Below are 23,086 nucleotides of genomic sequence, written 5' to 3' on the forward strand. Positions count from 1 at the left end.
GAGGAGGAGCCGAGGCCGTGGCGGACCGGGCCGACCACTGCTGCGGGACGATGACCCGTCAGGTGGACCGGCACTGCGACCGGCACGACGATCCCTTCGCCTGCCCGGACGCACTGATCCGGTGCAGTGCCAGGCTCCGGGAGTACGGGCTGGTCATCCACGACGGCGGCACGGCGAGCATCGGGATCGATCCTGGGAGGACGACGTCCCCGCCGAGTTCAAGGACGGGGCCCGGCTCGGTCCGCCGCGTCAGGGGTGAGGGCAGTCGTCGGTCCGTTCGTCGGTCCACGCGTCGACCCGCCTCCCACGACCGGCCCTACTCCTGCGCCTCACCCCGGTGTGCCAGCCGTGCGCGCAGGGCCTCGTGGCGGAACTGGTACACCGAACCGGCCTGCCGCAGGACGCCCCTGGCGCGGGCCTCGGCGAGGAACGCCGCGTAGCGCAGCGGGATCCGGCCGCGGGCGGCGAGAAGGAGCCGGGCGAGGGAGTAGGCGCCCCACTCGGTGGCGAGGAGGATCGTGAGGGCGTAGGCGAGGAAGTACGCCGCGCCGACCGCCTCCGGCGGCCGGTCCCCGGAGGCGGTCACGGCGACGAGGAGCCCGACGGCGGCCCCCACCGGCAGCGCCGTCAGGACGGCCCGGCGGCGGCCGCCGGCCAGTGCCGCGGCGGGGCCGCTGTCGTGCGCGGCCGACAGGGAACGGGCCACCCCGCGGATCCGGAGGGCGGTCAGCTTCTTCAGACCGGACGCTGTCAGGTAGGCGGCCAGGAGGGCGCCGGGGAGGGCGGCCGCCATGACGAGGCCGTGGGTCCTGGCGGCCAGGGTGGCCGCCGTGCTCATCAACGCCATGGGGATCAGGAAGCGCAGTCCCTTGCGGAGGTCGGGCCAGGGGTGTTTGCTGCGGGTCCCCGGGGTCCGGCCCAGGTGCTCGTAACCGCCACTGCTCAGGCCGAACGCGGCACCGAGCAGTACCGCCAGGAGCGGGTGGTGCAGCGGAGCCCGACCCGGGACGAAGGCGCTGAAGGGCAGCCAGAAGAAGCCTGCGACCAGCATGGAGCCGAAGAAGTTGGCTCTGTTGTCGCTGGGGCGGACCAGTCGGCGGTGCAACCGCCACCAGGCGAGGTCGGGCCCGTCGGCGCGGGCCATCTCGGCGAGCACCCGTACGGCGTCCGGCATCACCGTGGGGACGAAGCGGTCCAGCAGGTGCCGGGTGAGCGCGGTGTGGTCGTCGAACCGCAGGAGGTCGGCCGGGTCGGAGCCGGCACGGTCGTGGATCTCCCGGGTGAGGGCGAGCAGGAGGGGGTTGGCGAGGGTGCGGGCGAGCGGACCGGTGGGGTCGGCGGTGATCCCGTCGATCAGCGGCTGCCAACGCGGCAGGTGGTGCGGCCCGGCGTGGTCGCGCAGGGTCTCCGCGACGCCCGCCGGTGTGATCGGCCGGGCCCGGACGGCGGCGGAGGAGTTGAGGATCCGGGCCTCCTTGGCGGCCCGCCGGTACTCGTCGGTGCGGCTGGTGAGGACCAGGGGGTCGCCGGCGGCGAGGGTCCGGTTCAGCAGCCGGAGCGCCGGTGCCTGCTGGGCGGGCGGGAGTTCGTCGAAGCCGTCCAGGACGGGCAGCACGCGGCCCTCGGCGAGCAGCCGGGGCACCGGCAGGGACGGGTGGTCCTTGCGCAGCCGTTCGGCGAGCCAGTCGCGCAGACCCTGCCGGGCCGGGTTCCAGGAGGCGAGCGGCACGAGGACCGGGACGGGGCCGTCGGGGCCGAGCCGGTCGATCAGGGCGAGCAGCAGCAGGACCGCGAGCGAGGTCTTGCCGGAGCCGGCGTCCCCGAGGACCACCAGGCGCCGCTCCGGCAGTGCCAGGAAGGCCTCCGCGAACGCGGTGAGGTCGGCGGACGACCCCTCGGGCAGGGCTCCGGCGAGTTCCGTACGGTCGGCGAGGTGCCGGTCCGCCCGCCACGGCACCGGCAGCGGCACGGGGCCGAACAGCCCCCGGGCCGCCGCCTCGTCGCGCCACTGGCGGGCGACGGCGAGGGCCAGTCGGCGGGCGTCGGGGTCGGCGGTCGTGGGCTGCGGCCCGCCGTAGAGGTTGATCACCTCGGCCTGGTGGACGGTGCGCGCCTGTCCGCCGGAGAACCGGTTGGACGTCACGCTCCGCTTCACCCTGCCCCGGGCACCGTCGTGAACCTCGTCCCACACGGTTCCTCAGCGTACCGGCAGGGGAGGGCAGTTGGACCGTCTGTGCGGAGTGGGACGGCCCCCTCCCTGCTGGGGGTGGTGGACCCGGCCCGCGCCGGTCACCGGGTGACCGCGAACCGCCCCGGGAACGGCTCCCCGGGCTCACCCGAGAAGACCACCTCGCCCCGGTGCAGCACGTGCACCACGGCTGCCCCGGCGAGCGTGCGCGGCAGCGACTGCGAGGCCAGCACCACCGTGCGGCCGGCGGCGGCGTCCGCCAGCAGGCGGGCGTGCAGCCGGGCGGCGACGGCGGGGGCGAGGCCCCGCTCGGGCTCGTCGAGCAGGAGGAACGTCGGCCGGGCCGCCAACGCCCTTCCGACGGCGACCAGTTGCTGCTGGCCGCCGGAGAGGCTGCCGGCCCGGCGGTCCAGCAGCGCGGTCAACTCGGGGAAGAGCTCAAGTGCTTCGGCCGGGCCCGGGCCGCCCAGGGCCAGGTTCTCGGCGACGGTCAGCGACCCGAACACCCCGCGCTCGGCCGGGACGAGAGCCAGCCCCCGCCGTACCCGCTGGTGCACCGACAGCCCGCCGATGTCCCGCCCCCGCCACAGAGCCTGCCCGCCCGACAGCGGTACGACCCCGGCGAGGGCGTGCAGCGCACTCGTCCGTCCGGCGCCGTTGCGGCCGAGCAGGACGGTGAGTGCGGCGGAGGGGAAGGCGAGGTCGACCCCGTGCAGTGCCTCCAGCGGGCCGTACCGGACCCGGGCGGCGCGGAGCGCGGCTTCGACGGGCATCAGGTCACCGCCCCCCAGACCCGGGTGACCCGCGGATCGGCCAGGACGGTCGCGGTCGGGCCGGCCGCCACCATCCGGCCCTCGGCCATGGCGTAGACGGAGTCCGCGAGTTCGGCGACCAGCTCGACGTCGTGCTCGACCAGCAGCAGCGCCATGCCGCGCCCGGCCAGGCTCCGCAGCACGGACACCAGACGGGCCGTCTGCGCGGCGTCGAGTCCGGCGGCCGGCTCGTCCAGCAGCAGCACCCGGGGCTCGCCCGCCAGCGCCCGCGCCAGCTCCACCAGCCGCAGCACGCCGGTGGGCTGCGCCCCGGCGGGCTCGGTGGCGACGTCCTGCAGCCCGAACAGCCGCAGCGCCCCGGCCGTCCGCTCGGCCACGACCCGGGCCTCGACCCGCCCGCTCCGCCGGGGCTGGCCGGGCCGGCGGGGTCGCTGATCGGTCCGTCGTCCTGCCGGTTGCTCGGTCCGTCGTCCTGTCGGTTGTTCCGCCCGTCGTTCCGTCCGCTGTTCGGCGCCGACCCGGACGTTGTCGGCCACCGAGAGGGTGGGGAAGACGGCGATCTGTTGGAAGGTCCTCGCCAACCCGAGCCGCACCCGCCGGTGAGCGGGCAACCCGGTGACGTCCCGCCCGTCCAGCAGCACCCGCCCGGCGTCCGGACGCGCGGTGCCGGCGAGGCAGTCGAACAGGGTGCTCTTACCCGCCCCGTTCGGCCCCACCAACGCCGTGATCCGCCCCGGCAACGCCACCAGGTCCACCCCGGCCACCGCCTCGATCCCTCCGTACCGCCGCACGATGCCCCGGGCGGTGAGCCGGGCAGCGGGGTGGGTGGCGGGGTGGTTCACGGCGTGGGAGGCGGCGTGGCGGCCATGAGGGTCGCTCATGGCTGTCCGGTCCGTGCACCGAGGAGTGCCGCTCGGTCATGGGACGGGCGATGGCATGAGAGGCGCTCATGGCTTGTCGCGCGGGTGGTGGGATGAGTGTTGCTCATGGCTGCTCCTCCGCATGGTCGGCGAGGTGGCATGAGAGTTGCTCATGACCTCTCGCCCGGAGCAGCTCGGCGGGTCGACATGCGTGTTGCTCATGGTTCCTCGCCCCGCAGGCGGGATGAGAGTTGCTCATGATGCTCGCTCCTCGCCGGCCTGCCGTGCCGCGATGGCCGCTCGTACCCGGCGTCCCGTCGGGGAGAGGCGGGCCGGGGGAAGGGGCGGGGGTGGGCGGACGTCGCGGCGGGGGTGCAGGGGGAGGGAGGCGAGGCCGCCGGGGAGGCGGCCGATGACGGCGGCGAGGGCACCGACGGCGACGGCGGAGACGCCCGCGACGGTGCCGGCGTCGAGGCCGATGAGGAGGGCGGCGGCCAGGACGGCGGCGAGGGCGCTGTCGGCGCTGGCGACGACGACGGCCGCGAACCAGAGGAGGCCGCGCACCGGGTCGAAGTCGGCGGGGTCGAAGGCGCGTCCGGCGAGGCCGATCAGGCCGCCGCCGAGGGCGGCGAGCGCCGCGCCCGCGACGAAGGCGAAGAGCTTGAGGCCGGGGACGTCCACGCCCGCCGCGACCGCGCCCGGTTCGTGGTCCCGCATGGCGGTCAGGGCCCGGCCGAGGCGGCCCCGGTGCAGAGCGCGTACGGCGAGCAGGCCGAGGCCGAGGAGCAGGAGTTCGGCGAGGTAGAAGACGCGGTCGCCGGCCAGGAAGGACGGGCGGTCGAGGACCAGCCCGGTGGTGGCGTACGGCTGCTGGAAGACGAAGCGGCTCATCGCCATCCCCACCGCGAAGGTGACCAGGGCCAGGGCGAGCCCGCGTCGCCGGATCGCGGGCCAACCGGTGAGCAGGCCCAGCGGCGCGGTGGCGAGGACCGCGATCAGCAGCGCGGGTACGGAGGGCATGGCCGGGATGCCGGGGATGCGGCCGGACATCAACAGCGCCGTGCCGAGCGCGCCGAGGCCCGCGTAGCCGGCCTGGCCGAGCGAGATCTGCCCGCCGTAGCCGGTGACCACGACGATGGACAGCAGCACGAGCGCGAGCGCGGGGACGAGCAGGGCGCTGCGCAGGTCGTTGCCCCGGAAGCCGAGCGGCAGCAGGAGCAGCACCAGGCAGACGGCCCCCGCGAGCCGTCCGCCCCCGCTTCCGGCACGGCGCAGGTCCAGCGGCGCCGTGCCGGCCCGGTCCCCTCCGGTGTGCGGCCCGCCGGTTCCCGGTCCGCCGATGCGCGGCCCGGCGAGCAGGGCGGTGGCGAGCAGCGCGATCACGAACAGGTTGGACTGCACCGCCTGCACCAGCGGTAGCAGTTGCCCGGACGAGTGCAGCCGGGTGAGTTCCGACTGGGCGACGCCGAGGGCCAGTCCGGTGGCGACGGCGACCGGGATGCTCTGCAGCCGGGCGGCGACCGCGACCGCCATGGTCTCCATCACCAGCAGCGGCAGCCCGTACGGATCGAGCAGCAGGTACGGCGCGAGGGCGATGCCGACGAGCCCGGCGGTGAAGGTGCCGAAGGCCCAGCCGGTGGCGGAGAGCCGGTCGGCGTCGACCCCGGCGAGGGTGGCGAGGTGGCGGTCGTCGACGACGGCGCGCAGCTGGAGGCCGAAGCCGGTCCACCGGGTGACGGCGGAGACGGTGAGGCCGAGCACGAGGATGGCGGCGAGCTGGGCGACGGTGTCGGGCCGGAGGCTGTGCCCGCCGGGCAGGTGGATCGGGGTGCCGCCGAGCGGGGAGGGCGCGCCGGCCAGTGGTGCCGGGCCCCACAGCAGCACGGCCACGCCGATGAGCAGCACGAAGACGCCGAGCCCGGCGACCACGGTTTCGGCCGGTCCGGCGCCGCGCCGTTGCAGCGGGCGGTAGACGAGGACGTCGAGCAGGACTCCCAGCGCGGGGGCGACGACCAGCAGGCAGCAGGCGACGGCGGGCCACACCGGCCAGTGCCGCACCACGACGAGGTCGCGCAGCAGGTAGGCGATGGCCATGGCCTGGGCGCCCTGGGCGATGTTGAGCACGCCGGTGGCGCGGTGGCAGACGACCAGACCGATGCCGCTGAGCGCGGCGGCGCTGCCGACGGTGAGCCCGGCTAGGGCGAGGTCGACGGTGAGGTCGAACGATTCGGGTGCGGCCGTGAGCATCGCGGTGGTGACCATGGGCGGTCAGCCGGTCGGCGGGGCGGATTCGCCCGGACGGGTGGTGGGGCCCCGGCCTGAGTCGGGGCCAGGGCCTGGGTCTGGGCCGGGACCGCGGCCGGGGTCGGGATCGCGGCCGGGGTCGGGATCGCGACCGGGGCCCGGGTCGGGGCCGATCGCGGGCGGTGAGCAGAGCGGGCAGGGCGTCAGCCCCCGGTCCCGGACGGCGCCCCGGCCCACCGGTTCGGCCCGTGCCTTGCCGGTCACCAGCGGGCAGTCCGGGCGGTGGTAGCGGCTCCCCTCGGGAACGGCCAGCCACCCCCCGGCGCCCCCTCCCGCCCGATCCGCCGCGGCGGGTCCGGCGCCCGGTCCGGCGCCAGGTCCGGCGCCAGGTCCGGCACGGGAACCGGCGTCGGGCTCGGCGACCGGCCCTGCGTCGGGCTCGGCGTCCGGCCCTGCGTCGGGCGGTGCCGTGCCGGACGGTTCGACGAGCAGCTCGTAAAGCCGCTCCACCCGTCGGTCGGTCAGGTCCTCGCGCTCCGGCGGGGGCGGCGGTCGGAGCGCGACCAGGAGGGTCCCGGCCACGATCAGGGCCGCGCCCGGGACGGTGGAGGAGGCCAGGTAGGGGACCTGCTGCTCGACGAAGCGCTCTCCGGAGACCCCGTACCAGCCGAGCACGCACAGCACGGCCCCGGCCGCGACGAGCAGCCAGCCGACCCACTCGCGCGCACCCCGGGAGGCGCCACGCCCCGAGGTGCGGCCGCCCGCCGGGCTGCCCCGGAGCACGCCGCCCCGGACGGGGGAACCCTTTGGGGCGTTACGGGTGATTTCTCCGCCGGATTGCGATTCGTCCATGGATCCGCCTTCATGGTGTCACTTGAGACGTTTCCAGGATCGGCCTGGAACAGCATCCGGGACACCGAGACACCGGCCCGGGCGGCGCAGTCGAGAGGGAACACCATGCACGTGACGCGAAGCAGCACCCCCACGGGCGGCGGCCGGGCCCTGCGGACGGCGAGCGCGCTGCTCGCGCTGGTGCTGGCGGGTGCGGCGGCCGGGTGCAGCAGCAGCGGCAAGTCCAGCTCCTCGGCGACCTCCCCGGCAGCCTCCCCGGCGAGCCCGACCGCGAGCCCGAGCCCGACCGCGACCGGCACCGCGAGCCCGGGTGCCACCGGCACCGCCCCGGCGGACCAGGCCGCCGCCAAGACCGCGATCACCACCAACTGGGAGAAGTTCTTCGACCCCGCCACCCCGATCGCCGACAAGGCCGCGCTGCTCCAGGGCGGTGACGCGCTGCTCCCGGTGCTGCAGGGCTTCTCGCAGGATCCGCGGGTGGGCCAGGTGCAGGCGAAGGTCACCGACGTCTCGTTCGCCGACGCCTCCACCGCGACCGTCACCTACTCGCTGTCCCTCCAGGGCACGGTGGTCGAGCCGAGCGCGTCCGGTCAGGCCGTCCTGGAGAACGGCACCTGGAAGGTGTCGCGCTCCACGCTGTGCGGCCTGCTGACCCAGGCCGGCGGTGCCAGTGGCACGCCGGTCCCCGGATGCAGCTGACGCCCCGCTCGTGCTGCCGGGCCGCCGACGCGTTCGCGCGCCGGCGGCCCGGCCGCGTCGCGGCGGCGGTGCTCGCCCTCCTCCTGCTCGCGCTGCCGGCCGGCTGCGGCACCCGGCTGCCCGCCGACGCCTTCACCGCCCGTGCGACCCCCACCCCGGGGGCGAGCGGGGGCACCGGCAGCACCAATGCCACTTCCGACACTGGGGTCACCGCCGGCGAGATCGTGATCGGCATCGTCACCTCCCTCACCAGCCCGGTCGGCAGCGAGGTGTTCAGCGGTCCCCGGTACGGCGCCCTGGCCTTCTTCCGCTCCCTGAACGACCGCGGCGGCCTGCGCGGGCGGACCGTCCGGGTGGTGACCTGCGACGACGGCGGAAGCGGCGTCGGCAACCAGGACTGCGTGCACCGGCTGATCGACCAGGACCACGTCTTCGCCTTCGTCAGCGGGAGCGTCCTCGACTACGCGGGCGCACCGTACGTGAGCGGCAAGGCGGTGCCGGACGTCGGCGGACAGCCGATCGGCACGGCGTACGACCGCTGGCCGCACCTCTACGAGATCTACGGCAACGCCGCGCCGCGCGACGGCCGCTCGGTCGGCTGGAACGGCACGCTCTACCAGAGCACCGAGGTGTTCCGTTTCTTCAAGCAGCGCCTGGGTGCGAGCAGTGCCGCCGTGGTCGCGTACAACCAGGCCGATTCGGCACGCTACGCCGGACAGCTGAAGGCGGGGCTGGAGGCGGAGGGTTATCGGGTGCTGCTGCAGACGGTGGACTTCGCGCTGCCGAACTTCCAGGCGGTGGCGGCGGCGGTGCGCGCCGACGGCTCGCAGCTGCTGTTCGACGCCATGGACACCCGGGGCAACGCGGCGCTGTGCCGGGCGCTGGACGAGTCCGGGGTGACGGTCGAGGCGAAGGTCACCAACGTGCAGAACTGGTCGGAGTCGGTGCGCAGCGACTACCAGGCCTCGCCGAACTGCCGCAACGTGCTCTGGGCGACCTCGTCGAGCCTGAACTACGAGGACCAGCAGTACCCGGCGGTGCACGACTTCCGGACGGCGATGGCCCGCTACTACCCGGACCGCGCCGGGCAGCTGTCCGCCTGGGAGCTGGAGGGCTGGGCGGGCGCGCAGTGGCTGACCGACGCACTGGACTCCTGCGGCGCCGCGCCGGCCCGCTCCTGCGTCGAGGTCTTCATGAACCGTTCCGAGCCGTACGACGCGCACGGCCTGATCCTGCCGGCCTCCTTCGTCCCGCAGCCGCCGCCGTCCGGCCCGACCCGCGCCTGCCTGAACGCCGCCCGCTGGCAGGACTCGGCGCAGGGCGGGCTGGGCGGCTGGGTCACCCAGGTGCCGTCGATGACGACGAACTGCTATGACGTGCCGCAGCTGCCGTACCAGCCGTAGCGCCGCCGGCGCCGGACCCCGGCCCGGCGGACCCCGCCCCGGCCGCCCCCGAGTCGGTGGGCCCCGACCCGGTGGCCGCCGGGCCGAGCCCTGCGGTCGACCCGAGCCCTGCGGCGGCCCCCGCCCCGGCCGCACTCCCGAGCCCGGCCGGAGTGCCGAGGCCGGCCGGGGCGCCGAGGTGGGCGGTGGAGCGGCTGCCGTGCTGCGGTCCGTCGTCGTCCGGGAGCCGTTCGACCACGACCATGGCCGCGTCGTCGTCCAGCCGGCCGCCGACGTGGGCGAGCAGGTCGCGGCGGAGGCGGTGGAGGAGGACGGTGGGGCGGTCGGCGCGCCAGGCGGTGACCCGCTCGGTGAGCGGGTAGAAGCGCCGCTGGGCGTCGCGGGCCTCGATCACGCCGTCGGTGTAGATCAGCAGCCGGTCGCCCGGGCGGAACGGGAAGGTCTCCACCTCGTACCGCACCGGGGCGAGGTCGCCGAGGCCCAGGGGCGGCGACGGCTGACGGGCGGCGAGGGTGGTGATGCCCTCGGGGCGCAGCAGCAGCGGGGGCGGGTGGCCGCAGTCGATCAGGCGGACGGGTGAGCCGTCGTCGGGGATGTCGAGCAGGACGGCGGTGATGAAGGACTCGCTGGCCTCGCCCGACTCGTGGGGCTCCTCGTCGGCGCCGCGGGACGACGCCCGGGGCAGGGAGCGCCGATCCTGCGGCGTCCGGCGGGCCTGCCGGGACTGCTCGGCGAGCTGGGCGAGGTCCCAGCTGACGCTGCCGTCCAGGTAGGCCGCCAGGTCGGGCAGCTCGGCGTGCAGGTGGGCGGCGGCGCGGAAGGCGCCGAGCAGCAGGGCCGCGTCGCCGAGCGATGACAGGCCCTTGCCGCGGACGTCCCCGACCAGCAGCCGGGTACCGGTGGCGGTCCGGGAGGCCGCGTACAGGTCGCCGCCGACCTGTGCCTCGGCCTCGGCGGCCAGGTAGACGGAGGCCAGGTGCAGCGGGCCGATCCGGTCCGGCAGCGGGCGCAGCAGCACCCGCTGGGCGGCCTCCGAGACGGACCGGACGCGGGCCAGCTCCCGCTCGTGCCGCTCGCGCAGCACCCGCAGGCCGATGATCAGTGCGGAGACGACGGCCTGCGCGCTGAGCTGGGTCTCGATGTTGGCGCTGGTCAGGCTGTCCCGGAGGGAGCCGATGGCGGTCAGCGCGGCGAAGGCGATCAGGGCGACCGCGGCGGTGGCCCGGGGGCCGGCGAACGAGGCGGTCAGGGCGGGGGCGACGATCAGCAGCGGGCCGAGGTGGATGTCCGGCGGGGCGAGGATGTCGACGACGGTGATCAGCGCGATCAGCGCGAGCGTCAGCGCCGTCAGCACCCGGGGGTCGGGCCGCCAGGTGCGGCGGCGGTCGGGGGGATGCGGCGCGTGCGGCGGGAACGGCGCATCGGGACGCTGCCGGAGGGGCACCTCTCCTCTGTACACCGTGGGGGCGGCGGGGCGCACCCCGAGACGGCCGTCGGTCCGCCACCGTCGACCGCCGGGAGCGTTCCGTCGTCGGCCGCCCCCGGCGCGCAGCCGGTCGGCGTCCGTCGGGCTCCGTCCTCGGGCCGCGTCGGTCGGCCGTGTCCGTCGGGCCGCGTCCGGCGGCTCCGTCCGTCGGCTGTGTTCCGTCAGCCCTCTTCGCCGTAGCGGGCCAGGTACGCGGCGAACCGGGCGATGTCCTCGTCGGACCAGTCGGTGAAGCGGGTGGTGAAGGCCAGCCGGCGCTGCTCGTTGGCGTCCCGCAGCAGGGTCAGCCCGGCCTCGGTGGCGCGCAGGATCTGGCCGCGCTGGTCATCCGGGTCGGCCTCGCGGGCCAGCAGGCCGAGCTTCTCCAGGGCGGTGACCTGACGGCTGACGGTGGACTTGTCGAGCATGAAGTGCGCGGCCACGTCGGCGGCGCGGCAGCCGCCTCGCTCGGTGATCAGGTCGAGGATGCTGTACGTGACCAGGGAGAGGTCGGGGTGCAGCTGGGAGGCCTTGTGCCGGGCGCGGCGGGCGAACGCGGTCAGCTCGCGCTGGATGGTGTCGATGGACGACTCGCGGCCGGGCACGGCGTTCCTACCTCCTTGATATTTGTTGCACTATACAACGGATTCGCCCGGGGTGGCGCGACGCTCCGACGCCGGCCGTCCTCGCGCGGCCTGCCAGGCGCGGGCGGCGGCGATCCTTCGGGTCGCACTCGGGTGAGTGGCGAACAGTAGTGCAAGCAGCCTGGGCGGGTCGACATCGGAGACGTTCGCCAGTGCCAGTCTGCGCTGCATCGCCACGAACTGCTCGGCATCGCCGGTCAGTTCGAGCGCGTGCCGGTCGGCCCGGGCCTCGATCCGGCGGCTCACCGCGCACTGCACCGGGCCCGACAGCGCACCCAGCAGCGCCGCGAGCGCCGCCAGCAGCGGCAGCGCCCGGGGGTCCGCCGCATCGGTCGCGCCGGCCGCGTCCAGCAGCGGTTGCCAGTCGGCCGACAGGCCGATGACGGCCACCGCGACGGCCGCCCCGACCGCGCCCAGCGCCGTGCCGAGCGGCACGTCCCGGTGCTTGACGTGGCCCAGCTCGTGCGCGACCACCAGCTCCACCTCGCTCGGCTCCGCGGTGCTCAGCAGCGTGTCGTACGCGACGATCCGGCGGGTGGCGCCGAACCCGGAGACGTACGCGTTGAGCGCGCTGGTCCGGCGGGAGGCGTCCGCCACCAGGACGTCCCGCACCCGGACGCCGTCCCGCTCGGCCAGCGCCAGCAGCGCGGTGCGCAGCTCGCCCGGCGGCATCGGGGCGAAGCGGTTGAACACCGGCTCGATCAGCAGCGGGTGGAGGAAGGAGAGGGCGACGGTCAGCAGCGCCGCCGCGCCCGCCGCCGGCAGCCACCAGCGCTGCGGCGACCGTGCGGTCAGCGCGAACAGCCCGAGGGCGAGCGGGAGGAAGAGGACGAGGGTGAGGAGCAGTCCGCGCAGGGCGTCCAGTGCCCAGCCGGCCCACCCCTGGGTCACCAGCCCGTACCGGGCCCGGACCGACCGCACCCGGGCGTCGAAGGGCAGCTGCAGCAGTCGGCCGAGGACCACCAGGGCCGCCGCGCCGGCCAGGACGGTGGCCGTCCGGGAACCGCCGAACCAGTCGCCCACGGCGGTGACCAGCGCGGCGCCGGCCGGGGTGAGGCCGAGCAGCAGGGTCAGCGCCAGGCCCGCCAGCCGGCCGCCCAGCGCCCACGGCAGCTGGGCGCGGCGCAGCGCGCGGCCCCGGGCGCGCTCGGCGGGGGTGAAGTCGGGGGAGAGGCCGGGTGTGTCGGGTGTGGCGTCGGAGCCGGGCGTGCGGTCGGCGGAGTCGGGCGTGGGATCGGGGGACGCGGCCGGGCTGCCCGGAGCGGAGGCGGACGCGGAGGCGGACGTGGAGGCGGACGTGGAGGCAGGGCCGGGGGCCGGGTCCGCGTCAGGGCCAGGGGTGGGCCGTCGGTCGGGGGTGGTGTCCATGGGCGGGGTACGGCTCTTCCGGTCGTCCGGTGTTCCGGTCGGGTGTCGCGGTTCAGCATGGCGTACCGGACGGGCGGTGCGCACTCCTGCGCCGGGCGCGGCCGCGGCGCGCTCCAGCCGGGTGCCGGTCACTCCTCCGCGGGGCCGGTGGCGCCGTGGACACCCGCGCGCAGCAGCTGGTGGCCGAGGTCCACCAGGGCGCGGCCGACCGCGAACTCGTCGCCGACCTGCGGGGCCGGGGTGTCGCGCGGGTTGCGGCGCGAACGGGCGTCGCTGTGCAGGACGTTGCCGTCGGCGTCCAGGACGGCGTGCACCCGGGTGGTGTCCCGGTCCTCGACCACGTGCAGGCTCAGCTGCCAGTCCTTGGTGCGGACGGCCCGCCCGCCGCCCCCACCACCGCTCGCCGCCGACTCCGCTGCCACTGCTGTCGTCGCCGCCGCCTCTGCCGCTGCCGCCGCCCCCGACGGCACGGTGGCCGTGCCGTCCGAACGGACGATCACCACCGGGCAACTGCCGTGCACCGCACAGCGGGTGCTCACCGAGCCGAGCAGCGTCCGGGCGAAGGTGCCCCGGCCGCGGCTGCCCAGCACCAGCAGGTCGGCGTCCTCGGCCGCCTCCAGCAGCACCTCGGCCGCGTGGCCGAGCACCAGGCTCTCCCGGACCTCCACGGAGCGCTCCGGGCCGAGGATCTCGCTGATCTCGGCGCTCAGCGCCCGACCGGCGGTGCGCTCGAAGCCGTCGTCCACCATGGGCGCGAACCAGCCGTACAGCGACGGGTACTCCCAGGCCGCCACCGCGTGCACCGTCGCCCCGGTCAGCGCGGCCTGACCGACCGCCCAGCGCAGGGCGGCCTTCGACGGTGCGGAGCCGTCGATGCCGACCACGATCAGGCGCTGCCGGGCGGGGGAGGGGCGGCTGCCGACCGGGGTGCCGACCGGCCCGGTGGCCGTGGCCCCGCCTGTGTCGCCGGGCGTGCCGCCGCTCGTGTCGCCGGGCGTGGCGCCGCTCGTGTCGCCGGGCGTGGCGCCGCTCGTGCCGCCGCCCGTGTCGCTGCGCAGGGTGTCGCCCGTGTCGCCGTGCGCCGCGCCGCTCACGTTGCTGTCCATCACGTCACACCTCCGGACCTCCCGCGCGGGACCGGTTCCCCTTACCACCACGCTGCGCGCCCTCCCCGCCGCCGCACCAGGGACACGGTGGCCGGGACGGGTGGGGTGATTGGGACGGGCGGGCCAGGGGTGGGTCCGTCGGCGCCCTCTTGTGGCCGGAAAGTTGCGGCTGCGGGCTCAAGTGGTGGTGATTCGGTGGCGTAGGCTGACCGCTCTTGCACCGTCCTCGGGGGGAACCACTCATGCGCCGTGCCGCGGCCGCCGTCGCGCTGCTCGTCGGACTCACCGCCGTCGCCGCCTGTGGTCCGGACGACCCCGACCCCGCCCCGGCGGGCGCCGCCCCGGCTCCCACGGCCGCGTCCCCGACCACGGGCGCCCCGACCGCCGCCGCGGCCCCGAGCAAGAGCGCCGCGCCCCGGCCGGACGGCACCATCACCGTCGCCTTCGCCGGGGACGTCCACTTCGAGGGGCGCACCGAGGCCCGGCTGGCCGTCCACCCGCCCGAGCCGGCGCTCGGCCCGATCTCCCGCAACCTCGCCGACGCCGACCTCTCCGTCCTCAACCTGGAGACCGCGATCACCGGGCGCGGCGCCCCGGAGCCCAAGCTCTACACCTTCCGCACCGAGCCCAAGGCGCTGTCGGTGCTCAAGGACTCGGGCGTCGACGTGGTGTCGATGGCCAACAACCACGCCGTGGACTTCGGCGCCGACGGCCTGGCCGACACCCTCGCCGCCAAGGACTCCTCGCCGATCCCGGTGGTCGGCGTCGGCCGCAACGCCAAGGAGGCGTACGCCCCGTACGTCACCACCGTGCGCGGGGTGAAGGTCGCCGTGGTCGCCGCCAGCCAGGTCGAGGACCTCACCAACCAGAAGTGGCGGGCCGGCGCGAACAAGCCGGGCATAGCCTCCGCCCTGGACGTCCCGGCGCTGGTCAAGGCGGTGGAGGAGGCGAAGCAGCAGGCCCCGGTCGTCCTCGTCTACCTGCACTGGGGCGAGGAGGGCAAGGCCTGCCCGACCGCCGCGCAGACCACCATCGCCAAGAAGCTCGCCACCGCCGGCGCCACCGCGGTGGTCGGCACCCACGCGCACACCATGGTCGGCTCGGGCATGCTCGGCAACACCTACGTCGGGTACGGCTTCGGCAACTTCCTCTGGTACGGCACCTCCGACTACCCGAACTCCAACGAGACCGGCGTCACCACCCTCACGCTCACCGCCGACGGCAAGGTCACCGGCGAGGCCTTCGCCCCGGCCACCATCGACGACAAGGGCATCCCCGAGCCGGTCACCGGCGCCGCCGCAGCCACCGCCCTCAAGCGCCGCGACGGCCTGCGCGGCTGCGCGGGACTCTCCCCCGCACCGAAGGCGTCGGCGGAGCCCTCGGCCTCGCCGTGAGGTCAGGACGCACCGTGATCGCGGCGGAGCGGTGATCGGGGCGGCACGATGATCGGGGCGGAGCGGTGATCGAGGCGGAGCTGAAGGCGCTGGTGCGCCAACCCGGTGTGCTGCTGCGCCGCTTGGAGGGCCTGTACGGCCCCGGTCGGGCCGAGGTGTACCGGGACACCTACTACGACGTCCCCGACGGCAGCCTCCTCGCCACCGACCGCGAGCTGCGCATCCGTGAGATCGAGTCCGCGGACGGTGGTCGACGTGCGCTGCTCACCCACAAGGGTGCGCGGGTCGACGACGCGTCCGGCTCGAAGCCGGAGCACGAGACCGCGGTGGCGGACGCCGGGGCGGCGCACGCGATCCTCCGCGGCCTCGGGTACCTCCCGCGGCTCGCCTTCGAGAAGCACTGCCGGAACTACGCGCTGGAGCGCGACGGCCGCCGGTTCCTGGCGACGCTGGTCCGGGTGCCGCAGCTGGCCGGGGTGTTCCTGGAGGTCGAGACGGCCGCCGCCCGGGTGGACGAACTGGCCCCGGCGCTGGCCGCCGTGCGGGCGGTCCTGGGCGAACTCGGCGTGGGCGACGCGGATGTGACCGGCGAGCTGTACACGGACGCGGTCCTGCGGGCCGGCGGCGCGGGTGGTGCCGGTGGTGCCGATGGTGCCGGTGGTGCCGGTGGTGCCGATGGCGAGGGTGGTGCGGGCGACCGCTGGTAGCCGCGGCGGTCCCGTGCGGTGGTTCGGGTTCGCGGGGTGGCGCGAGGATCCAGCAGGACGAACCGTCTCGTCTTGGCGTGCACCTCGGGCGTCGGCATTCGAATTGACGGTCGCACAGGCTCTCGGCGTAGGCGAACAACTGTGTTAGGTTAGGCTTGCCTAATCTTGCTGGTCGGAGGGGATGTCCTGTGCAGCAGCAGTCCGAATTCGCCGGTACCGTCGCGATGGTCACCGGAGCCGGGCAGGGCATCGGCGCGGCCGTGGTGCGGGCGCTGGTGGCCGAAGGAGCCGTCGTCGCGGCGGTGGACCGCCGTGCCGGTCCGCTCGACGCGCTGGTGGCGGAGCTCCCGGCCGTCAGACCGTACGTGCTGGACGTGTCCGATGCCCAAGCCGTCGACGACGCCGTCGAACTGATCGAACGTCAACTCGGCCCGATCGCCACGCTCGTGAACGTCGCGGGCATTCTGCGTACCGCACCTGTCGTCGAACTCACCGACGCCGACTGGGCGGACACCTTCGCCGTCAACACCACCGGCGTCTTCCACGCCGGTCGCGCCGTCGCTCGGCGCATGGCCGGCCGAGGGCGCGGAGCCGTCGTGACCGTCGGCTCCAACGCCGCCGGCGTGCCGCGGGCCGGGATGGCCGCCTACGCGGCGTCCAAGGCCGCGGCCACCATGTTCACCCGCTGCCTGGGGCTGGAGCTCGCCCGCTCCGGGGTGCGGTGCAACGTCGTGTCACCCGGGTCGACCGACACCGAGATGCAGCGCGCGCTGTGGGGCGAGGACGCCGCGGCGGCCGAACAGCGGGTGATCGAGGGCGACCTGGCCGCCTGGCGGGTCGGCATCCCGCTCGGCCGGATCGCCGCGCCCGCCGATGTCGCGGAAGCCGTGGTGTTCCTGGCCTCCGACCGGGCGCGGCACATCACCATGCACGACCTGTACGTCGACGGCGGCGCGACCCTGCGCGCCTGACCGCCGGCCCCGTCGAACCGCTGTCTCCGCGCGGTTCCGCCCGCGTCCCAAGCCCTGTCGGCCCCCGAGGTTCCGTGGGCCCCGAGTCCTGTCGGCCCCGACTTCGGTCGGCGCCCACGGTTCCGCCGGCGCGCCGAGCTCCGCGGCCCCGAAGACATGCCGGTCCCCGAATGACAAGCCGGCCCCCGGGATCCGCCGACTTCCCGTAGAGCTGCGATCACCCCCCCGCAGACCCGTCCCAGACTGGAGATTCCACCGTGACCACGGTGCACCACGCCCCGGCGGCCCCCCTCGCCGGCGGCCCCGACCACGCCGTCATCGGCGCGGCCAGCGGACTGCTCGGCCAGTACCGGGCCGCCTTCGACGACGCGTTCTTCGCCTCGCCGACCCGCACCCTGCTGACCTCCGGCGTGCGGGCCCGGGTGCCGCAGGACGGGCGGCCGCTGCCCCTGCGGGTCGCCGAGACGCTGGCCGAGGCCGGCCGCACGGGGGGCGAACGGCCTTTGGTGGTCGGCGCCGTGGCTTTCGACCGGGACGGCAGGGTCGAACTCGCCGTGCCCGAGCGGGTCCGGACCGCCGGTGCGCTGGGTGAGGACCCTTTGATCGCGCTGCCCGCGCCGCCGGCCGAGCGGGTGGACTGGCGGATCCGCCCGGTGCCCGAGCCGGAGGCGTACGGCGCCGGCGTCGCGGCGGCCGTCGAGCGGCTGCGCGGCGGCGAGTTGAGCAAGGTGGTGCTCGCCCGGACGCTGGAGCTCAGCGCCGCCGAGCCGCTCGACCTGCCGGCCATCCTGCAGCGGCTGGCCCGGCGCGACCCGGGCGGCTACACCTTCGCCGTCCCGGCCGGCGGCGGCCGGACCCTGATCGGTGCCAGCCCCGAACTCCTGCTCTCCCGCCGGGGAACGGCCGTGCTGGCCAACCCGCTGGCCGGCTCGGTCCCGCGCAGCGAGGACCTCGGCGAGGACGTGAGGCGCGCCGCCGCCCTGCTGGAGTCACCGAAGGACCTGCACGAGCACGCCGTGGTGGTGGACGCCATCCGCGAGGCGCTGGCGCCGTACTGCCGCACCCTGGAGGTGCCCGAACGGCCCACCCTGGTGCGGACGGCCGCGATGTGGCACCTGGCCACCACGATCCGCGGCGAACTCGCCGACCCTGCGGTATCGGCCCTGGAGCTCGCCTGCGCGCTGCACCCGACCCCGGCCGTCTGCGGCACGCCGACCGACGTCGCGCGCCGCGTCATCGGCGAGGTCGAGCCCTTCGACCGCGGGCTGTACACCGGCATGGTCGGCTGGGAGGACGCGACGGGCGACGGCGAGTGGGTGGTCACCATCCGGTGCGCGGAGGCGGACGAACGGACACTGCGGGTGTACGCCGGTGCGGGGGTGGTCGACCGCTCCCTCCCGGAGGCCGAACTCGCCGAGACCAGCGCCAAGTTCCGGACCTTCCTGGACGCCGCGGGGGTGTCCCGGTGACGCCGGCGGACGGGTTCACCCCGTACCCCGCCGAGTTCGCCGAGCGCTACCGGGCCGCCGGGTACTGGCGCGGCGAGACGTTCGGGCGGATGCTGCGCGAACGGGCCGCCGCGCACGGCGAGCGGATCGCCGTCGTCGACCCGGGCGGACACGGCGCGGCCGGGGAGGAGCGCCGCTGGACGTACGCCGAACTCGACCGCCGGGCCGACCGGATGGCCGCCGGGCTGCTCGCCCGGGGCATCCGGGCCGGGGACCGCGTGGTGGTCCAACTGCCCAACGCCGCCGAGTTCTTCGAGGTCGTCTTCGCGCTGTTCCGGATCGGCGCGCTGCCGGTCTTCGCGCTGCCCGCGCACCGGTACACCGAGATCGGGTACTTCTGCTCCTTCACCGGGGCGGCGGCGTACGTAGTGGCCGCCGTCGACGGCGGCTTCGACTACCGCGAACTCGCCTCCCGGGTAAGGGCGGAGAACCCCGCGCTGCGGCTGGTGCTGGTGGCCGGGGAGGACGCGGGCGAGCACGTCCGGCTGTCCGACGTGCCAGGCGACGGTCCCGGCCCTTCGGACGAACCCCGGCCGGGTGACGTCGCCTTCCTGCAGCTCTCCGGCGGCAGCACCGGCGTGCCGAAGCTGATCCCGCGCACCCACGACGACTACATCTACTCGCTGCGCGGATCGGTCGAGCTGTGCGCGCTGGACGCGGACAGCGTGTACCTGTGCGTCCTGCCCGCCGCCCACAACTTCCCGCTCAGCTCGCCGGGTTCGCTCGGCGCGCTGTATGCGGGTGGCCGGGTGGTGCTCTGCCCGCAGCCGAGTCCGGAGACGGCCTTCCCGCTGATCGAACGCGAGGGTGCGACCGTCACCGGCCTGGTGCCGCCGCTCGCCCTGCTCTGGCTGGACGCCGCCGAGCGCGGCGCCCGGGGGTACGAGAGCCTGGAGGTACTGCTGGTCGGCGGCGCCAAGTTCAGCACGGAGGCCGCCGGCAGGGTGCGGCCGGTGCTGGGCTGCACGCTCCAGCAGGTGTTCGGGATGGCCGAGGGGCTGGTCAACTACACCCGGCTGGACGACCCGGAGGAGCTGATCACCACCACTCAGGGCCGTCCGATCTCCCCGGACGACGAGGTCCGGATCGTCGACGACCAGGACCGCGACCTGCCCGACGGCGCCACCGGGCACCTGCTCACCCGCGGCCCGTACACCATCCGCGGCTACTGGAACGCGCCCGAGCACAACGCCGCCTCCTTCACGGCGGACGGCTTCTACCGCACCGGCGACCTGGTCCGGCGGACCCCGACCGGCCACCTGGTGGTCGAGGGACGGGCCAAGGACCAGATCAACCGGGGCGGCGAGAAGGTCGCCGCCGAGGAGATCGAGAACCACCTGCTCGCGCACCCCGCAGTGCACGACGCCGCGGTGGTCTCGATGCCCGACCCCTACCTGGGCGAGCGCACCTGCGCGTACGTGGTGCTCCGCGCCGAGCACCGCGAACAGCCCCCGAAGGGCGTCGAGTTGAAGAGGTTCGTGCGACAGCGCGGACTGGCCGACTACAAGGTGCCGGACCGGGTCGAGTTCGTCGAGGCCTTCCCGGCCACCGGCATCGGGAAAGTCAGCAAGAAGGACCTGCGCGCCGCCATCGCGGCCTCCCTGACCGCCGCCCGTTGATTCCCCCCCCGACTGCTAAGGAACGACCATCGTGGGCCTGCCCCGCATTCCCTCCTATCCCATGCCCGCCGCCGAGGAGCTGCCCGCAAACGGGGTCGCCTGGACGGTGGACCCGGCACGCGCCGTCCTGCTGGTCCACGATCTGCAGAACCACTTCCTCGACGCCTTCGACACCGCGGCCGCTCCTGTTCCCGAACTCCTGCACGGTGTAGCGGACTTGGCCAAGGCGGCCGGCGCCGCCGGTGTGCCGGTCGTCTACTCGGCCCAGCCGGGCGGACAGAGCCCGGCCGAGCGCGGCCTGCAGCAGGACTTCTGGGGGCCGGGCATCCCGGACGACCCGCGGGCCACCGCGATCGCCGACGCCGTCGCGCCGGCGCCGGGCGACACCGTGCTGACCAAGTGGAAGTACAGCGCGTTCGTGCGCACCGAGTTGGAGCGGCTGCTGCACGAACACGGCCGGGACCAGTTGGTGATCACCGGGGTGTACGCGCACATCGGCGTGCAGGCCACCGCCTGCGACGCCTGGATGCGGGACGTGCAGGCCTTCGTGGTGGCCGACGCGGTCGCCGACTTCGGCCCGGCGGAGCACCGCGCCGCGCTGGCCTGGGTGGCCGGGCGCTGCGGGGTGGTCACCACGACGGCGGCCGTGCTCGCGATGCTCGACGGTGGCACGGGCGGGCCGGTCGCGCTGGACGGGGCGGACGCGCTGGACGGGACGCTCGTGGTGGACAGGACGGACGCTGTGGACGGGACGGACGAGGTGGCGGGGAAGTGACGGGCATGGGCTTCACGGTGGAGCGGATCCGGGCCGAGGTCGCCGACGTGCTCGGCGAGGACCCGGCGGACATCCCGCTGGACGAGGACCTGGTGGACTGGGGGCTGGACTCCATCCGGCTGATGACGCTCGCCGAGCGCTGGCGGGCGGAGGGCGCCGAGGTGGCGTTCGTCCGGCTCGCGGAGCGGCCGGCGGTCGAGGCCTGGGCCGAGCTGCTGGGCGCGGTCTGATGGAGGCGGTCGTGCGGGAGGCGGCCCCGGGGGCCGTGCGGGAGGCCGTCCGGGGGCCGGTTCAGGAGCCGGCGGGAATGGTCGTCCGGGAGCCGGTTCAGGAGCCGGCGGGAATGGTCGTCCGGGAGCCGGAGCGGGAGGCCGTCCGGGGGGCGGTGCGGGAGGAGGCGCCGACCCCGGTGCCGTCCCTGCCCCGCCGTACGGTGACCTATCCGGCAACCACCCTGGTCGGGCCGGTGGAGGCGCAGGCGGCCCGGACGCCACACGCGCCGGCGCTGGTGCTCGCGGGCGGGCGGACCGTCACGTACGGGGAGTTGAACGCCTCCGCCAACCGGCTGGCGCGCGCTCTGGCCGCCCGTGGGGCCCGACCCGGCACGGTGGTGGGCTTGGCGCCGTTCCGCCACCCGGCCGAGCTGCTGACGGCGCTGCTGGCGGTGGTGAAGTCGGGCGCGGCGTACCTGCCGCTGGACCCGGCGGACGCGCCCGGGCGGCGGGAGCGGCTGCTCGCGGAGAACGCGCCGGTGTGCGTCCTGGGGGAGGGGGTGCCGGGAGCGCTCGCCGGGCTGGAGGTGGACGGCGCACCGGCCGTCGACCCGCCGCGGGCGCTCACCCCGCAGCACCTGCTGTGCGTCGGGTACGGCCCGGGCGGGCGCCCGACGGCCGTCCGGTTCACCCATGCCGAGGCGGACCGCCGGGTGCGCGAGCTGCAGGCGGAGCACCCGCTGGGCCCGGGCGACCGGGTGCTGCAGCTGGGGCTGCCGCTCTGGGAGTTCCTCTGGCCGCTGCGGACGGGAGCGGCCGTGGTGCTCGCCGACCCGCAGCGGGACGGGGACGTCGGGGCGGTGGTCCGGGAGCTGGGTGTGACGGCGGTGCGGGTGGCACCGGCCGCCCTGCTGGGCGCGTGACGGCGGACGGGTTTCAGATGACAACTTTCAGCGAACAGATGATGAAATCTGTTCGCTGAAAGTTGTCGACCGTCATGTGTGCGCCCTCGCCGCAGTCGAGCTCGCAGCCGAGGCCGCCAGGTCCGCCGCCGTCCAGGCCATGGCGACCGCGCCGTCCAGCACCGCACGCTCCGCCTCTTCGCCCAGCGCCGCCTCCGCGAACGCCGCCTCGTGCGGGGCGCAGGCACCGCCGGTGATGTCCAGGACCGGATGGATCGAGGGCACCACGTGCGACACGTTCCCCATGTCCGTACAGGCGAACGGCCCGCTCTCGACCGGCTCCGGCCGGCCGAGGGCCGCCGCGTTGGCCCGCCACAGAGCCAGCAGTCCCGGGTCGGACCGCATGTCCAGGTAGTCCGGCTCGGGACGGGACAGCTCCACCTCACACCCGGTGGCCACCGCTCCGGCGCGGAAGCAGTCCTCGACCCGGGAGCGCAGCTCCGCGAGGTCCTCGGCCGCCGAGGCCCGGATCTCGTACTCGGCGCTCGCGCTGTCCGGGATCAGGTTCGGCGCCGTGCCGGCCGCCGTGGTGATGCCGTGCACCCGCCAGTGCGGCGGGAGTTGCTGGCGCAGCAGCCCGATCGCGACCTGGGCGACGGTGAGCGCGTCGGCGGCGTTGCGGCCGTCGTGCGGGTTGAGGCTGGGGTGGGCCGCGCGCCCGGTGTAGCGGACGGACAGGGTGCCGAGCGCGAAGGACCGGAAGTCGGCGACCTCGACCGGGCAGGGGTGCACCATCATCGCCGCGTCAGCTCCGGCGAAGGCCCCGGCCTCCAGGAGCAGCGCCTTGCCGGCCCCGCGCTCCTCGGCGGGCGCGCCGATCACCCGTACGGTGAGCCCGAGCCGGTCGGCGTACGGGGCGAGCCCGATGGCCGCGCCCAGGCCCGCGGCGGCGATCAGATTGTGGCCGCAGGCGTGCCCGAGACCGGGCAGCGCGTCGTACTCGCAGACCAGGGCGACGGTGACCGGTCCGCTGCCGAGGGTCGCGCTGAACGCGGTGGCCAGGCCGTGCGCGGGCGCGGTGACGGTGAAGCCGTGGCCGCGCAGCAGTTCGGCGCACCAGGCGGCGGCGCGGTGCTCCTCGAAGGCGGTCTCGGGGTGGGCGTGGATGCGTCGGCTGAGGGCGAGCAGCTCCTCCCGGTGTGCGTGCACGCGCTCGCGGACGGCCTGCTTGGTCGCGTCGGGGGGCGGCGTGGTCGCGCTTCCGGGCGGGGGTGCGGACAGGAGCATGGGTGGCGCCTCCGGGGTGTCAGGGCCCGGATGGTCCCGGGCCGTTGACCAGATCATATGAAGTTAGATTAGGCTAACCTAAGTAAGGCGTTCCGGATCCCGAGGAGCT

The 23,086-nt window shown here is 75.4% G+C and carries 16 protein-coding genes and 4 pseudogenes; 11 read left to right on the top strand and 9 right to left on the bottom strand.

What is annotated here, in order from left to right; all coding sequences use genetic code 11:
- Positions 1-50: 50 nt before the first annotated feature.
- Positions 51-131: pseudogene (locus ACZ7KX_RS04400) on the top strand (DUF6980 family protein); the annotation flags it as partial.
- A 185-nt stretch (positions 132-316) separates the two neighbouring features.
- Here the strand turns inward: ACZ7KX_RS04400 and ACZ7KX_RS04405 are convergent.
- The 4 genes and pseudogenes from ACZ7KX_RS04405 to ACZ7KX_RS04420 form a co-directional block, all read right to left on the bottom strand.
- Entirely contained in the window at positions 317-2,143 is a 1,827-nt protein-coding gene (locus ACZ7KX_RS04405) for an NACHT domain-containing protein (protein ID WP_470325246.1), read from the bottom strand.
- 146 nt (positions 2,144-2,289) lie between these two features.
- Entirely contained in the window at positions 2,290-2,961 is a 672-nt protein-coding gene (locus tag ACZ7KX_RS04410) for an ABC transporter ATP-binding protein (RefSeq protein ID WP_470325247.1), read from the bottom strand.
- A pseudogene (locus tag ACZ7KX_RS04415) lies at positions 2,961-6,068 on the bottom strand (ABC transporter permease subunit). The gene ACZ7KX_RS04410 and the pseudogene ACZ7KX_RS04415 overlap by 1 nt, the downstream one beginning before the upstream one ends.
- Positions 6,069-6,089: 21 nt before the next feature.
- Entirely contained in the window at positions 6,090-6,848 is a 759-nt protein-coding gene (locus tag ACZ7KX_RS04420; RefSeq protein WP_470325248.1) for a hypothetical protein, read from the bottom strand.
- A gap of 174 nt (positions 6,849-7,022) precedes the next feature.
- On the opposite strand from ACZ7KX_RS04420, the gene ACZ7KX_RS04425 reads away from it, so the two are divergent.
- Entirely contained in the window at positions 7,023-7,616 is a 594-nt protein-coding gene (locus ACZ7KX_RS04425) for an MTB12 C-terminal domain-containing protein (protein ID WP_470325249.1), read from the top strand.
- Positions 7,607-9,019, top strand: coding sequence for an ABC transporter substrate-binding protein (locus tag ACZ7KX_RS04430; RefSeq protein WP_470325250.1), 1,413 nt, complete (start codon positions 7,607-7,609; stop codon positions 9,017-9,019). Before ACZ7KX_RS04425 ends, ACZ7KX_RS04430 begins: the two co-directional genes overlap by 10 nt.
- A 226-nt stretch (positions 9,020-9,245) precedes the next feature.
- On the opposite strand, the pseudogene ACZ7KX_RS04435 reads toward ACZ7KX_RS04430, so the two are convergent.
- The 4 genes and pseudogenes from ACZ7KX_RS04435 to ACZ7KX_RS04450 all read right to left on the bottom strand — a co-directional run.
- Positions 9,246-10,373: pseudogene (locus ACZ7KX_RS04435) on the bottom strand (PP2C family protein-serine/threonine phosphatase); the annotation flags it as partial.
- Positions 10,374-10,666: 293 nt separating this feature from the next.
- Positions 10,667-11,089: a MarR family winged helix-turn-helix transcriptional regulator gene (locus ACZ7KX_RS04440; protein WP_350630433.1), complete on the bottom strand. Its 423-nt coding sequence runs from the start codon at positions 11,087-11,089 to the stop codon at positions 10,667-10,669.
- Positions 11,090-11,119: 30 nt separating this feature from the next.
- Entirely contained in the window at positions 11,120-12,496 is a 1,377-nt protein-coding gene (locus tag ACZ7KX_RS04445) for a M48 family metalloprotease (protein WP_470325251.1), read from the bottom strand.
- 128 nt (positions 12,497-12,624) lie between these two features.
- On the bottom strand, positions 12,625-13,602 hold the full coding sequence (locus tag ACZ7KX_RS04450) for a universal stress protein (RefSeq protein ID WP_470325252.1): 978 nt from the start codon (positions 13,600-13,602) through the stop codon (positions 12,625-12,627).
- 242 nt (positions 13,603-13,844) lie between these two features.
- Here ACZ7KX_RS04450 and ACZ7KX_RS04455 point away from each other — a divergent pair, with 242 nt between their 5' ends.
- The 8 genes and pseudogenes from ACZ7KX_RS04455 (at position 13,845) to ACZ7KX_RS04490 (ending at position 21,711) form a co-directional block, all read left to right on the top strand.
- Positions 13,845-14,996 (top strand): CapA family protein, encoded by a 1,152-nt coding sequence (locus ACZ7KX_RS04455; RefSeq protein ID WP_470325253.1) that lies wholly within the window; start codon positions 13,845-13,847, stop codon positions 14,994-14,996.
- 65 nt (positions 14,997-15,061) lie between these two features.
- Positions 15,062-15,703: a class IV adenylate cyclase gene (locus ACZ7KX_RS04460; protein ID WP_470325254.1), complete on the top strand. Its 642-nt coding sequence runs from the start codon at positions 15,062-15,064 to the stop codon at positions 15,701-15,703.
- A gap of 224 nt (positions 15,704-15,927) precedes the next feature.
- Complete coding sequence (locus tag ACZ7KX_RS04465; protein ID WP_470325555.1) at positions 15,928-16,674, top strand: 2,3-dihydro-2,3-dihydroxybenzoate dehydrogenase; 747 nt, start codon at positions 15,928-15,930, stop codon at positions 16,672-16,674.
- Between the two features lie 257 nt (positions 16,675-16,931).
- The gene (gene dhbC, locus ACZ7KX_RS04470; protein WP_470325255.1) at positions 16,932-18,143 is read left to right on the top strand and encodes an isochorismate synthase DhbC; all 1,212 of its coding nucleotides are present in this window, start codon (positions 16,932-16,934) and stop codon (positions 18,141-18,143) included.
- A complete protein-coding gene (locus tag ACZ7KX_RS04475) occupies positions 18,140-19,801 on the top strand; it encodes a (2,3-dihydroxybenzoyl)adenylate synthase (RefSeq protein WP_470325256.1) in 1,662 nt (553 codons plus the stop codon). The genes dhbC and ACZ7KX_RS04475 overlap by 4 nt, the downstream gene beginning before the upstream one ends.
- A gap of 31 nt (positions 19,802-19,832) precedes the next feature.
- Positions 19,833-20,450 (top strand): annotated as a pseudogene (locus tag ACZ7KX_RS04480) (isochorismatase family protein); the annotation flags it as partial.
- A gap of 131 nt (positions 20,451-20,581) precedes the next feature.
- Positions 20,582-20,806, top strand: coding sequence for a phosphopantetheine-binding protein (locus ACZ7KX_RS04485; RefSeq protein WP_396547519.1), 225 nt, complete (start codon positions 20,582-20,584; stop codon positions 20,804-20,806).
- Positions 20,807-20,919: 113 nt separating this feature from the next.
- A complete protein-coding gene (locus tag ACZ7KX_RS04490) occupies positions 20,920-21,711 on the top strand; it encodes an AMP-binding protein (protein ID WP_470325257.1) in 792 nt (263 codons plus the stop codon).
- 72 nt (positions 21,712-21,783) lie between these two features.
- On the opposite strand, the gene ACZ7KX_RS04495 is transcribed toward ACZ7KX_RS04490, so the two are convergent.
- The gene (locus ACZ7KX_RS04495; RefSeq protein ID WP_470325258.1) at positions 21,784-22,977 is read right to left on the bottom strand and encodes an amidohydrolase; all 1,194 of its coding nucleotides are present in this window, start codon (positions 22,975-22,977) and stop codon (positions 21,784-21,786) included.
- Between the last annotated feature and the right edge of the window lie 109 nt (positions 22,978-23,086).

Source organism: Kitasatospora sp. NPDC038210, assembly GCF_055600605.1.

What these genes read in the sequence shown, in the direction of transcription:
- ACZ7KX_RS04410 (WP_470325247.1), bottom strand. Translation starts at nt 2,961, where the DNA reads ATGCCCGTCGAAGCCGCGCTCCGCGCCGCCCGGGTCCGGTACGGCCCG.
- ACZ7KX_RS04425 (WP_470325249.1), top strand. Translation starts at nt 7,023, where the DNA reads ATGCACGTGACGCGAAGCAGCACCCCCACGGGCGGCGGCCGGGCCCTG.
- ACZ7KX_RS04430 (WP_470325250.1), top strand. Translation starts at nt 7,607, where the DNA reads ATGCAGCTGACGCCCCGCTCGTGCTGCCGGGCCGCCGACGCGTTCGCG.
- ACZ7KX_RS04445 (WP_470325251.1), bottom strand. Translation starts at nt 12,496, where the DNA reads ATGGACACCACCCCCGACCGACGGCCCACCCCTGGCCCTGACGCGGAC.
- ACZ7KX_RS04450 (WP_470325252.1), bottom strand. Translation starts at nt 13,602, where the DNA reads ATGGACAGCAACGTGAGCGGCGCGGCGCACGGCGACACGGGCGACACC.
- ACZ7KX_RS04455 (WP_470325253.1), top strand. Translation starts at nt 13,845, where the DNA reads ATGCGCCGTGCCGCGGCCGCCGTCGCGCTGCTCGTCGGACTCACCGCC.
- ACZ7KX_RS04465 (WP_470325555.1), top strand. Translation starts at nt 15,928, where the DNA reads ATGGTCACCGGAGCCGGGCAGGGCATCGGCGCGGCCGTGGTGCGGGCG.
- ACZ7KX_RS04485 (WP_396547519.1), top strand. Translation starts at nt 20,582, where the DNA reads ATGGGCTTCACGGTGGAGCGGATCCGGGCCGAGGTCGCCGACGTGCTC.
- ACZ7KX_RS04490 (WP_470325257.1), top strand. Translation starts at nt 20,920, where the DNA reads ATGGTCGTCCGGGAGCCGGAGCGGGAGGCCGTCCGGGGGGCGGTGCGG.
- ACZ7KX_RS04495 (WP_470325258.1), bottom strand. Translation starts at nt 22,977, where the DNA reads ATGCTCCTGTCCGCACCCCCGCCCGGAAGCGCGACCACGCCGCCCCCC.